10 protein-coding genes are annotated in these 13,120 nt (G+C 46.6%); 4 read left to right on the top strand and 6 right to left on the bottom strand.

Annotated elements, in window-relative coordinates:
• Positions 1 to 53 precede the first annotated feature (53 nt).
• Positions 54 to 689 carry an ATP-dependent Clp protease proteolytic subunit gene (locus HMPREF3190_RS05760; protein ID WP_066781236.1) on the bottom strand — a complete coding sequence of 212 codons (636 nt, stop codon included), beginning with the start codon at positions 687 to 689 and terminating at the stop codon, positions 54 to 56.
• A gap of 78 nt (positions 690 to 767) precedes the next feature.
• Positions 768 to 2,357 carry a trigger factor gene (tig, locus tag HMPREF3190_RS05755; RefSeq protein ID WP_066781234.1) on the bottom strand — a complete coding sequence of 530 codons (1,590 nt, stop codon included), beginning with the start codon at positions 2,355 to 2,357 and terminating at the stop codon, positions 768 to 770.
• Positions 2,358 to 2,762: 405 nt separating this feature from the next.
• Here tig and HMPREF3190_RS05750 point away from each other — a divergent pair, with 405 nt between their 5' ends.
• Together HMPREF3190_RS05750 and HMPREF3190_RS07680 are read left to right on the top strand one after the other, a co-directional pair.
• On the top strand, positions 2,763 to 3,593 hold the full coding sequence (locus HMPREF3190_RS05750; protein WP_066781232.1) for a uracil-DNA glycosylase: 831 nt from the start codon (positions 2,763 to 2,765) through the stop codon (positions 3,591 to 3,593).
• Positions 3,594 to 3,679: 86 nt separating this feature from the next.
• On the top strand, positions 3,680 to 4,444 hold the full coding sequence (locus HMPREF3190_RS07680; RefSeq protein ID WP_066781230.1) for an Ltp family lipoprotein: 765 nt from the start codon (positions 3,680 to 3,682) through the stop codon (positions 4,442 to 4,444).
• Positions 4,445 to 4,578: 134 nt separating this feature from the next.
• Here the strand turns inward: HMPREF3190_RS07680 and HMPREF3190_RS05740 are convergent, their stop codons facing one another.
• The 3 genes from HMPREF3190_RS05740 to trxB are packed head-to-tail and all read right to left on the bottom strand — an operon-like array spanning position 4,579 to position 7,896.
• Positions 4,579 to 5,751 (bottom strand): N5-glutamine methyltransferase family protein, encoded by a 1,173-nt coding sequence (locus HMPREF3190_RS05740; protein ID WP_066781224.1) that lies wholly within the window; start codon positions 5,749 to 5,751, stop codon positions 4,579 to 4,581.
• A 53-nt stretch (positions 5,752 to 5,804) separates the two neighbouring features.
• Positions 5,805 to 6,872 carry a peptide chain release factor 1 gene (prfA, locus tag HMPREF3190_RS05735; protein ID WP_066781335.1) on the bottom strand — a complete coding sequence of 356 codons (1,068 nt, stop codon included), beginning with the start codon at positions 6,870 to 6,872 and terminating at the stop codon, positions 5,805 to 5,807.
• Between the two features lie 58 nt (positions 6,873 to 6,930).
• A complete protein-coding gene (gene trxB, locus HMPREF3190_RS05730; RefSeq protein ID WP_066781222.1) occupies positions 6,931 to 7,896 on the bottom strand; it encodes a thioredoxin-disulfide reductase in 966 nt (321 codons plus the stop codon).
• Positions 7,897 to 8,379: 483 nt separating this feature from the next.
• Between trxB and HMPREF3190_RS05725 the strand changes: the two genes are divergently transcribed.
• Positions 8,380 to 8,799, top strand: coding sequence for a flavodoxin (locus tag HMPREF3190_RS05725; RefSeq protein WP_066781220.1), 420 nt, complete (start codon positions 8,380 to 8,382; stop codon positions 8,797 to 8,799).
• A 273-nt stretch (positions 8,800 to 9,072) separates the two neighbouring features.
• On the opposite strand, the gene HMPREF3190_RS05720 is transcribed toward HMPREF3190_RS05725, so the two are convergent.
• Positions 9,073 to 10,395 (bottom strand): NCS2 family permease, encoded by a 1,323-nt coding sequence (locus tag HMPREF3190_RS05720; protein ID WP_066781217.1) that lies wholly within the window; start codon positions 10,393 to 10,395, stop codon positions 9,073 to 9,075.
• 471 nt (positions 10,396 to 10,866) lie between these two features.
• Here HMPREF3190_RS05720 and nrdD point away from each other — a divergent pair, with 471 nt between their 5' ends.
• Positions 10,867 to 13,041, top strand: coding sequence for an anaerobic ribonucleoside-triphosphate reductase (gene nrdD / locus HMPREF3190_RS05715; RefSeq protein ID WP_066781215.1), 2,175 nt, complete (start codon positions 10,867 to 10,869; stop codon positions 13,039 to 13,041).
• Positions 13,042 to 13,120: the final 79 nt, after the last annotated feature.

Raw genomic sequence — 13,120 nt, 5'->3', positions numbered from 1 at the left:
ATCTCCTCATTCATATACCTACCTAGGCAGCTTACCATGCCACGCATGTAGTGTTACTTCTTGTCGTTTGCAAGTGAATTACGCGAAGCGGTAATTTTATCAACAATGCCATACGAGAGCGCTTCGTTAGCATCAAGCCAGTTGTCGCGCTCGGTATCTTTCTGCACATCATCAAGCTTTCTGCCGCAATTATCTGCAAGAATTTGGTTCAAGCGCGCACGCGTTTTCAAAATTTGCTCGGCCATAATAGCAATTTCAGTTTGCTGGCCTTGTGCTCCACCAGATGGCTGATGAATCATAACAGTAGCATTTGGCAAAATAAGACGCTTGCCTTTCGTACCAGCGGAAAGCAACACAGCACCCATAGAAGCGGCCATACCCATGCAAATCGTTGACACATCACACTTAATAAAGTTCATAGTATCAAGAATAGCCAAGCCAGCGCTTACCGATCCTCCGGGCGAATTGATGTACAGCGAAATATCCTTATCGGGATCAGCGCTTTCCAGAAGAAGCAACTGCGCTACAATCGAATTTGCAACATTATCATCAATCGCTTCACCTAAAAAGATGATACGATCTTTTAACAAGCGCGAATATATGTCATAACTGCGCTCACCACGAGGTGATTGTTCAATAACATACGGAATAAGTGCACCTGTTGTAACACTCGATTCAAACTGTGTCATCGTATTTCCTTTCTTCTCGTATAAAAACAACGGACGCATCTCAGGTGAGTGCGCCCGTTGCATCGTTGTTAATCGTGCTTATTTAGAACGTGTCGCGCTCGATTTAGCTGCTGTTTTCTTAGGAGCAGCTTTCGTGTCGCTGTTCTTCGTGTCATCTTTTTTTGCAGAAGCTTTTTTAGTAGCAGCCTTTTTTGCAGGAGCTTTTTCCGCTTTATCGTTTTCCTGCGCTTTATCGGCTTTTTCAGCTTTGCTGCTCGATTTCTTAGCAGTTGATTTTGAGCTATCTGCTGCTTTTGTGTCTTTTGTTTCAGTTTTCTCTGAAGCTTTAGCTTTTTTAGCAGCGGATTTCTTTTTTGGCTCTTCAACTGTTAAAAGTGTTTCTTCAACAGAAGCAACCGCTTTTTGACGCAGCACGCCTTCGCGTACCATATGTAATTTGCCCTCGCGACGCCATGCTGCTTCAAATGCACGCGGGTTTTCAACAGCGCTTTTATCGAACTCTGCAGAAACGTCTTCATCTGATACCGTAAACTTATTGTGAGCAGCCCATGCATCAAGCGCTAAATCTTGACGTAGACGCTCTTGCGCTTGCTCGGCAACATCATCATGCAATTGAGCAGACGTAATACCCTGAGCCTGCATATACTGGTCAAGTGTGGCGCCTTGCTGTTGCAACTGAGTAAACAGGTTCTTGTAAATTTGCTCTTTGTAAGAAGCGATCATGCTTTCAGGAAGTTCGCCCTCAAGACGTGCTGCAAGCGCATCAAGCATACGGTTGTCACGAATTTGTGGAAGCATTTGTTCGTGCTGTTCCTGAAGCATCTTTAAGATGAATTCACGCAGTTCAGCCTCATTTTTGTGACCAAAATTCTTCGACACAAACTCATCTGTTAACTGTGGTTCTTGCTTCTTTTTGATGGCTTTCACTTTCACATCAAGCACAATTTTCTTTGTTTTGCCAATAAATTGGTCGAACGGCGCTTTACTATCTTCGTTAATGGCAATTTCAACGCTTGCTTTCTCGCCCTTCTTTAAGCCAACAAGTGCCTTGTCGAACGCTTCAGTAAGCGTATTCGAGCCCAACACATACGAGCGCGTGTCCGATGACAGCGCTGCAACAGGCTTCTTCTTATCGTCAGTAGCTTTCACTTCGAGGTCAAGCGACATACCTTCTTTAGCTTTTGTAGCGCTCGATGCTTCTTCATAGGTTGAGTACATAGCTACAATCGAATCGATTTCATGCTGAACCGCATCGTCAGATACTTTCTCGGCAGGAACTTCAATAGTAACGGGATCGTAGCTTGAAAGCTCAAAATGAGGTTTAAGCTCAATTTCAAAGCTGAAGCTTAACTCCTTGCCATCCTGGGCAAGAATAGGCTGTTTATCGTCGAATTTAGGCGCACCAATGGGGAACAAATTGCACTCATCAACCGCTACGGCATGATTCTCATTTACGAGATTTTCCGTTACTTGAGCTGCAATAGCTTCAGCGCCCCACATTGAATTGATAACGGCACGAGGAGCTTTGCCACGACGGAAACCCGGAAAATTATACTTACCGGCAATTTCTTTATATTCCTTTTTGAATGCTTGTGACACCTGGTCGGCATCGAGTGTTACTGACACTTTTGCAAAATTGTTCTCGAGTGTCTCTGCAGAAGTCTTCAATTACGTTCCTCCATTTTTCCAACATATAAGGGCGTTTAAGGGCGTGTAATGCCCGCCATGTGCAAAGGCGCGTGCATACAAGCACCACCCGCATATCAATGTTGAATTATCGCACACTCAGTGTCGTAATAAAAGCAGATTAGAAAATTAAACAAGAGTGCATAAGTTTTACGGATTAAACGGTGTGCGGAAATGTACGCAATTGAGTGCACGTGCACAAGCAAACTTGAATGCACGTTCACAAGCAAGCAGAAACGGCATGCCCGATTCAACATCACTGGATACGTCTTGCTATACTATGCCTGTGGAGTTCTCTGCCTGGAGAGTTCTCTGCCTGGAGAGTTCTCTGTCTGTATGCTTCCCACCTGGTTACGTATTGAAACTTACGCGTTAAAGGAGAATTGCATGACCTGTGATACTCAAATACCACAAGCGTGGTTTTCGTGCTTGCTCGATAGCGACAAACAGCATGTTATAAACCGATTATCGCAGATCAATACCGCTATTCATCAACAAATGGATGCGGACGTTATAATCTGTCCGCCTGAAGCGAAACGTTTTGCAGCACTGGAAATGTGTGCTCCTGAGCAGGTAAAAGTAATCATTATCGGGCAAGACCCCTACCATGGCGAACGTCAAGCAAATGGTTTGGCATTTTCGGTGCATCCGGGCGTGCGCGTACCGCCGTCGCTGCGCAACATTTTTAAGGAATTGCACGACGACCTTGAGCTGCCACTTCCGACACAGGGAAATTTGGAGCCGTGGGCACACCAAGGTGTGCTGCTTTTGAATGCATCGCTGAGTGTGAAACGTGGTTATGCGAATAGCCACAAAAATCTTGGTTGGCACGCTGTTACCGAGGCAATTCTTCGGTGCGCGTTGGTACAGAAACAGCCAAAAGTAGTGTGTTGTTGGGGAAATTTCGCAAACGAAATGTGCAACGATGCACTGAAAACACTGCATGCACGGCGCAGTGACGTGCCGCCATACGCGGATGCGCCTTCACGCGAACACGCGGCATGCGAATTGTGGAATGTTGCATGCTCTCAGCCTGCGAACAGCGCGCCTGTTCAGAAAACCCACGTTCTCGTTTTGCGCGCGAAGCACCCTTCTCCCCTTGCCGCACGGCAAAGCGCAAGCGACACCTATCGTCCGTTTCGCGGCTCGCGTCCCTTTTCACAAGCAAACGCATTCTTGCAAGAACACGGCTGCACCCCCATTCAGTGGCGCTTATAGTTATCTTTAAACTTGCATTACTAAATTATTTTATATAGATTATTAAAGAAATGATTTTTTCACTTATCAAAAGAAGGAGCTTACTGATGTCAGACCAAGACAAAAATGGAAAACCCCAACGTCCTTCTAGTGCAACGCCTGATATTTCTAATACAACACCCGACACGAAAAAAAATAAAGAGCCATTTTACAGACGTGCTTGGTTTTGGATTGTGATAGTGGCAGTTATACTTTTCTATCTTGGAAATATGAAAATTGATACTCCACAACCGGTAAAGAAAACCACCACTCCACCAAAGACTGAGAAAGTGTATCAGCCCGTAAAAGAAGATACTCGACCAAAAGTAAGTGTCATCGATTTTAGCGCTATGACGCAAGATGATATAAACAAATGGTGTCAAGAAAACAAAGTACATTGTACCTTTAAAGAAGAATTTTCAGATTCAGTTCCAGCTGGTAAATACATTACACAAAGTACACCCGCAGATAAGCAAATACGTGAGGGAGATTATATAAGTGTTTCCTTTTCAAAAGGCCCAAAACCAACTATTTCGCAAACAAATGCATTAATTCAAGCAGAAAAATATGCCAGCGCTCTACACCTATCTAAACAGCGTATTTATGACCAGCTAACATCTAAATACGGCGAGAAATTTGATGCTAAAGACGCACAATATGCAATCGACCACCTCAAGGTAGACTGGAATGCAAATGCCTTAATCACAGCCAGAAAACATCAAGACAACATGCATATGTCTAAAGCACGCATCTATGACCAACTAGTTTCCAAATACGGCGAAAGATTTACTGCATCTGAAGCTAAATACGCTGTTGCACATTTGCAGGATTAAACGCGCATACTCTTTGGTGTACGTATAATGTTACGTTATTCTTCTGCCCCTTGCTCATCCCAATGGTAAGGGGCTTTATTCAATACAGTCCGTCAAACACAAAACTTTATGCTATTTATCTGCGTAAAGACGCGTTACACAGATGGACTGGCAATGGGCTTGTAGGCCTTCAAAATGCGCGGCTTACCTGCTAAATCGTGACGTATTGACACGCGCTCAAAACCAGCCGAGCGCGCAAAGTTCTGCGCTTGCTCTAAACAGGTTTCATGTAGTTCGCACGCAAACATACCGCCTGGTTTCAACACCTGCAAGCTCCACGGCGCTAAACGATAAAACACAGAAAGGCCATCAGCACCGCCGTCAAGTGCCAGCACGGGTTCGAAATTGCGCACGTCAGAGGGCAGCGTTGCCATTTCCGCATGAGGAATGTACGGCGGGTTCGATACCACGCAATCAATCATGCCAGGCTGCAATTTAAGCGAATTATCAGGCGTTTTACTTAAAACATCACGAAGTGCTTCTCCAAGGTTACCCTGAAAGCACAAAAAACGATCATCCAGATGCAGCGTTTGCGCATTATGAGCCGCACAGCGCAGCGCGTCAGCAGAAATGTCGCATGCCAGCACGCGCACGTGCGGATTTTCATACGCGAGTGACAACCCAATGCAGCCTGAGCCGGTGCACATATCTACGATGGTATAGCGCGGGGTTTCATGGGCAGAGGCTTCATGGGACGGGGTTTCATTGCAAGAAGCTTCATGGCAAGAAGATGTACCCGAAAGGGCTTGGGGGCACGTGCTGCTGTGCGAACCGAGCGCACCATTTGGCGAAACAGTAGCACCAGAAGCATACTGGGCGTACTGCGCGTCATGCTGCGCTACGTGTTGGTCGCATCCCTCATCAAGAACATCATGCGCCATTACGAGCGGCGTCTGCTGCACCGCAGCACCTTCAACGTGCGCATCAAACGATTTGCACGCATCAAGTACTTCGTCTACCAACAGCTCGGTTTCAGGACGCGGAATAAGCACCTGTGGCGTAATATCAAGCGTCAAGTAGCGAAAATTCGCCTTCCCTGTACAGTATTGCACGGGAACACCCTGCACGCGCAACGCCCGCACCTGCTGTAAGCGCGCGTCCTCATCGGGCGACACCACCCGCTCCATTTCGCACGGCACACGCGTGCTGTCAATGTTGCACGCCCAAGCAAGCAACAAGCGGGCTTCGCTTTTCGCCTGAGCATGTGGACACGCGCGCGCAATTTCGTGTTCTACCTGCGAAAGCGCTTGCGCAACGGTGTTACTCACTCCACACACTCACTCCACACACACTCATTCCACTCACTCCACACACGCGCACACTACACGCACGATTCCAGTTTCTTTGCGCGATCGGCCGCCTGCAACGCAACAATCAGCTCGCCTAAGCCCGCGCCGCCCGCACTCAACAACACGCCGTTATACGTTCCGTTGTAGCCGATACGATGATCCGTCACGCGATCTTGCGGGGCATTGTACGTACGAATTTTTTCCGAACGATCACCCGTGCCAATTTGATTGCGACGCTCCTGACCTTCAGCGGCCTGCTGTTCAGCCAGCATTTTATCGTATAAGCGCGCACGCAAAACCGCCATCGCTGCAATTTTGTTTTGGAGCTGCGATTTTTGATCTTGCGATTGTACTACTAAACCACTAGGAATATGTGTAATGCGCACTGCCGAGTCGGTAGTGTTAACGCACTGTCCACCAGGACCTCCAGCGCGATACACATCAATTCGTAGGTCGCTCGGATTAATTTCAACTTCCACTTCATCGGCCTCAGGAAGCACCGCAACCGTTGCCGTTGATGTATGAATGCGCCCCTGACTTTCTGTTTTAGGAACGCGCTGCACACGATGCACACCCGATTCAAACTTCATAACCGAATACACGTGGTCACCTTTTACCTTGAACTGAATTTCTTTGTAACCGCCCGCATCGCAAGGCGACACGTCCAAAAGCTCAATTTTCCAGTGTTTTTCCTGGGCAAAACGCTCGTACATCTTAAAAAGGTCACCTGCAAAAATGCCCGCCTCATCGCCACCCGCGCCCGCGCGAATTTCAACGATAATGTCCTTTTCATCGGCCGGATCAACCGGAATAAGCATGAATTTGATGTCTTCTTCAATACGAGGCAAACGCTGCTCGATGCGCGCAATTTCCTCTTGCGCAAACTCTTTCATATCAGGATCAGCAAGCATCTCTTTTGCAGCTTTTAAGTCGTCTTCTGCCTGAATATACGAGCGCGCCTGCTCCACAAGCGGCCCTTGATTTGCGTATTCTTTCGCAAGGCGGTTATATTCCTTTTGATCGGCAAGAACAGCCGGATCACCCATTTTTTGCTGCAACTCTTCATACGCAGCAACAATTTTTTCTAATTTCGCGCGCATGCTTACTTCTTGCATATGCTTTTACCTCACTTAACCTGTAACACTCTACGCCTGCGTCTTAACGCTCAGCTGCCAATTCTGCGGTTTGCGCTCCATCGGCAATAGCCGTCGATACCTGACGCAGCGTTTTCGTGCGAACGTCGCCTGCTGCAAATACACCTTCCACATTCGTTGTGCCATGCTCATCAGCAATAATGTAGCCGCGCTCATCACATGCAACCGCGCCCTTCAAAAATTCCGTATTAGGAAGCATGCCAACAGCCACAAAAACGCCTGACGCCTCAAGAGTACGCTGCTCGCCCGTAAGTTTGTTTTCAACAACAAGACCCGACACTAAGCCGTTTTCGCCTACGAGGAACTCCTTTGAAACGCTATTCCACACAAACTCAACGTTCGATAAATCGGCAAGACGCTGGTGATACACCTGCGTAGCCCGTAACTGATCGCGACGGTGCACCAAATACACCTTCTCGCAAATGCGCGACAGATAAATAGCATCAGCTGCAGCCGTATCGCCTCCGCCTACAACAACCACCGTTTTATTGCGGAAGAAATTACCATCGCACGTAGCACAATACGAAACGCCCTTACCGCGCAGCTCTTCCTCGCGCGCAATGCCTAAATTACGCGGACGTGCACCTGAGGCAATAATAACGTTATGTGCTTTATACTCGACGCCCGAAGCACCTATTAAACGCTTGATGTCACCTTCGAAATTAACGGCAGTTATGCCATCGGTTTTAACGATAGCACCAAAATGTTCCGCTTGCTGTTTCATATTCCATGCAAGCTCAAATCCACCACATCCCTCAGGAAAGCCAGGGTAATTCTCGATGATTTCTGTTTTAGCAAGCTGTCCACCTGGTGCAATTTCTTCAAACACCACAACATTTCGTCCTGCACGCGTAGCATACAGCCCTGCTGTTAACCCTGCAGGGCCAGCACCAATAACAGCAACATCTATAATATCTGTTTCAGGATTAAAAACCTTTGTATCCTCGTTTTGAGTTAGTTCTTCTGCCATACCAATCTCCTCTCATTTTACCTTACTGAGTAGCTTATTGTATTTTTATATGAAATGAAGCGAGAATTTGAAAGTGTGATACTTTTGCTATTTTGCACGACCTTACCACTAAGGACAAATTTTGAACAGAGATTCGTGGAATTTTTGTTATGTATTGACACAGCGGATAATTTTCATTAAGTTAGCACCGATTTATTGTACAAAGTAAGCGAACAGTATTCGCTTCGTGCAATGCGGTGCGTGCAAAATGCTGGTGCGCAGATAAATGAGCAGGCAAATTGATTATTACTGCCGCTCACTATACGTGCAACAGATAAACGTTAGGCACCATGCATCGCAGTTTATGGCTTGTCCTTGTGGTGTTTCGAGCGCACAACCAGCGCGTATGCTGCTCACTGAGCATACAAGCGCCAATGGAAAAGCCTTGCTTATACAATTTATGCACCACAGCTCACGTGGCGCGACATGAGTAAGGAGTATGTTATGAGTAAAGTTGCTATTGTATATTGGAGCGGCACAGGAAATACCGAAGCCATGGCCGATTTAGTGGCGCAGGGCGTTTCTGCCAAAGGTGGCGAGCCTACTATCATTCAAGCGAGTGATTTTGATGCATCGCGCTTGAAAGAATTTGACGCAATCGCGTTTGGTTGCCCTGCTATGGGTGACGAAGATCTTGAGGATAGCGAATTTGCTCCTATGTATGATGAAGTCGAACCACTGCTTGGCGATAAAAAAGTTGCTCTGTTTGGGTCATACGACTGGAATGATGGCGAATGGATGGAGTTGTGGGAACAGCGCGCTGAAAATGCTGGAGTGAATGTTGTTGATTCACTGATCGCAAAAGACTATCCCGATGAGGAAGCATCAGCAGAGTGTATGCGCCTTGGCTCACTTCTTGCGTAAGACATTACAACGTACGATAACGAGTGCGCTGTAGAACGCTAACAACATGGTGTAACGCGCTAGCGCAGTACCTGTAACACAAGCACGATATCTGGAACACAAACGCAAACGCACTGCGGCATCTGCCAGTTACACCACCTGCCAATATATGTTGCAAAGCCCAACCCACTGGTAAACCACAAAACCCACCTCATGCATCCGCACGAGGTGGGTTTTTTATACCTCTTATAAATATTTCAGAACAGTGACACGCCCATACGTTTTTCGTTTGTATTAGCTAACAACAAACATAAGCAAAAATGCTAAAGCGGCAATCCACATCAGCGGTTTAATTTCACGGATACGACCCAAAACAGCCATTACTACCAAATACGAAATAAAACCAAAACCGATGCCGTTCGTAATGGAGTACGTAAGCGGAATTCCAATAATGGTAATAAACGCTGGAAATGCGGTTTCAAGATGGTCCCACTCGATTTCACGAATACCACTGAGCATCAAAAATCCCACGATAACCAAGGCGCCGCAGGTAGCTGAAGCGCTTACCATGCCGATGATAGGCGCAAAAAACGCAAAGATAGCAAATAGCACGCCGATAACAATACTCGACAAACCAGTGCGCGCACCAGCAGCGGCACCCGCCGTCGACTCGGCAAACGAAGTAATCGAGCTTGCGCCCATAAAACCACCAACAGCGGCGGCAACCGAGTCAATCGTCAAAATCGACTGAACATCTTCAACATTGCCTTGCTTATCAACAAAGCCCGCACGATCACCAATAGCAACAATCGTGCCCATCGTATCGAAAAAGTCGCTCATCAACAGCGAGAACACAAACATCAACAGAGCAGGCGTGGTAAGCACTGCCAAAAGTGCCATGCTTCCCGACGCAGGGTCAATTTGAAACGGCGCCGCAAAGCTTGAAAAATCAAGCCCGAAGTTCCAATGATCAGGCAATTTCGTAACGCCAAGCGGAATACCTACAATCGTAGCGCCTATAACTGAAATCAAAAGCGAGCCCTTCATGTGGATAGTTTCAAGCACCAGCGCCAGCACAATAGCCACCAGTGACACGATACACGCAGGCGAGCTTAAGTGTCCGAGCGTCAAATACGTTGAAGGGCTTGAAGCGATGATGCCACCGCCTTTAAGACCGATAAACGCCACAAACAAACCAATGCCAACGCCGATAGCGCGGCGAATATTTACGGGGATGGCGTCCATAATGGCTTTTCGCAAGCCGCACAGTACCAAAATAAGAATAACGATACCTTCAAGGAACACAACTCCCATCGCAACGCGCCAATCAACACCAAGTGCATGCGATTCGCACAAGCTGTACGCAACAATGGCGTTTATACCCATGCCAGATGCTAGTGCTACAGGACGATTTGCTACCAAACCCATGATGATAGTCATCAGTGCCGCGCCAAAACATGTTGCGGTAAGCGCTGCTTGAAATGGCATACCAGCTACTTGCATCATAATGGGGTTCACCGCAATAATGTAGCCCATCGCAAGGAAGGTGGTAAGACCACCGAGAATTTCTGTACCCAGCGTACTCTGACGGGCAGAAATCTTAAAAAATGTGTCCATGCGTTTTCGTGCTCCTCTCAATGTTTACAGACGAAACCATTATAGAGAATAAAATGTTTCGTTATCGTAAAAACGTGAAGCGAGTGTAAAAAATACGTGTTACCTATAATCGCAGTTCAGAAAAAATCACAACGCATCTACCTGCAAAATCGCAATTTATAGATAAAATGTACGAAAATTCCACAATATATTGTGGAATTTCTCACTCATCTTTGTGCTGAATTGGAGTATGATACACATGTTGCAAGGTACATACGTCTTACGCGATGCACGCACTGCAAACCCATTCAAAGAGCTACGCCTACACATGCATACTATATGCATGTGAGTAACTTTTGCGCTGTTCTTGATTGTTTACAATACTATTGTATCAGTCATTTATGCTTGGTTTGTGTGCCCTTCGAATCGCGCGACGCCTATCTCCCGAGCAAAACGTAATACTTACCCGTACAACGATAACGGAGAATGCTCATGAAAATCATTAAGCGCAACGGCGCGGAAGTGGAATTCGACCTTACAAAGATCGTTAACGCAATTCAGGCTGCAAATAACGAAGTACCTGAACAGCAGCGTTTAAGCGACCGTGAAATAGGATTTGCCGCAGCAAACGTAGCCGATTTATGCGAAAAAGCAGGCCATACGGTACAAGTTGAAGAAATTCAAGACATGGTTGAAGATGAGATTATGCGTCTTGACCACTTTGAAGTGGCACGTAAATATATCATTTATCGCTATGTACGTTCTGAAGAACGTCACAAAAATACAACTGACGACACCATCCTTGCGCTTATTGAATGCAACAACGAAGAAGTAAAGCAAGAAAACTCCAACAAGAACCCAACTATTAGCTCGGTACAGCGCGACTATATGGCAGGCGAAGTGTCGAAAGACCTTACCATGCGCACCTTGCTTGATCCTGATATTGTGCAAGCGCACAAGGAAGGAATCATCCACTTCCACGATTCAGACTATTTTGCGCAGCACATGCACAACTGTGACCTCGTAAATCTTGAAGACATGTTGCAAAACGGCACCGTTATCTCGGATACGCTTATCGAGAAGCCACACAGCTTTTCAACAGCGTGCAACATCGCAACGCAAATTATTGCGCAAGTAGCATCAAGTCAATACGGTGGACAATCTATTTCACTGACGCACTTAGCGCCCTTTGTACAAATTAGCCGTGAACGTATAGCGGGTGAACTACGCGATGAGCTGCGTGAACTGGGCGTAGAAACTTCGCATGAAAACTTTACGGCTGCTGTTGAGAAACGTGTTCGAGAAGAAATACGTCGTGGTGTTCAAACTATCCAATATCAGGTAGTTACGCTCATGACCACCAACGGCCAAGCGCCTTTTGTAACAGTGTTTATGTACCTCAACGAAGCGAAAAATGAGCAGGAGAAAAAAGACCTTGCACTTATTATTGAAGAAACGCTCAACCAGCGCTTCCAAGGAGTAAAAAACGAGAAAGGCGTTTGGATTTCACCTGCGTTTCCAAAGCTTATCTATGTGCTTGAAGACGACAATATCGAGGAAGGCCAGCCTTACTATTACCTTACTGAACTGGCTGCAAAATGCAGCGCGAAGCGCCTGGTGCCCGATTATGTTTCTGAAAAGTACATGAAGAAAATCAAGATCGACAAAAACGGAGAAGGTCATTGCTACACGCCGATGGGCTGCAGAAGCTTCCTGACGCCGTATGTGAATGAAGAAGGAAAGCCGCAATACTACGGACGCTTTAATCAGGGCGTTGTTACCATTAACTTGCCTGATGTAGCGCTTTCTTCTGGCGGAGACATCGATAAGTTCTGGGAAATTTTCGATGAGCGCTTGGAACTGTGCCACCGCGCACTTATGGCGCGTCACAACCGCTTAAAAGGCACGCGCTCGGATGTTGCACCTATCTTATGGCAATACGGTGCTTTGGCACGCCTGAAAAAAGGCGAAGTAATCGATAAGCTACTTTATGGTGGTTATTCAACGATTAGCTTGGGTTATGCTGGCCTGCAGGAATGCGTTTACTACTTGACCGGTAAAAGCCATACCGACCCTGAAGCAACGCCTTTTGCGCTTAAAATTATGCAGCACATGAACGATAAATGCGAAAGCTGGAAGAAAGCACACAATATCGACTTTTCGATTTACGGCACGCCCCTTGAGTCGACAACCTACAAGTTCGCTAAAGCACTGCAGCGTCGTTTTGGTATTATAAAAAATGTAACGGATCATGGCTATATTACTAACTCGTATCACGTGAATGTTCGCGAAGAAATTAGTGCCTACGAGAAACTTGCCTTTGAGAGTGCATTCCAGTCGCTCTCGCCTGGTGGAGCTATTAGCTATGTTGAAGTACCTAATATGCAAGACAACTTAAAGGCCGTTATTAGCGTGTTGCAATTTATCTATGACCATATTATGTATGCCGAGCTCAACACCAAAAGCGACTATTGTCAGGAATGCGGCTACGATGGGGAAATTAAGATCATTGAGGAAGATAAAAAGCTTATCTGGGAGTGCCCTCAATGCGGCAATCGCAACCAAGACAAGATGAATGTAACCCGCCGTACCTGCGGATACATTGGAACGCAGTTCTGGAACCAAGGGCGTACTGAAGAAATTCGCGACCGCGTTTTGCATTTATAGCGCACGGAGACACCGCGGTTGAAATCCGCAACTGAAAGTACCGCAGTTGGGAGCCGCCATTGAAAGCGCTGCAACCAAC

The sequence above is a fragment of the Umbribacter vaginalis genome (assembly GCA_001552935.1).
In the GTDB taxonomy this organism is placed as follows: Bacteria; Actinomycetota; Coriobacteriia; order Coriobacteriales; family Eggerthellaceae; genus Berryella; species Berryella vaginalis.
The sequence above is the reverse complement of the archived record's forward strand: the minus strand, read 5'-3'. Positions and strand labels throughout refer to the sequence as shown.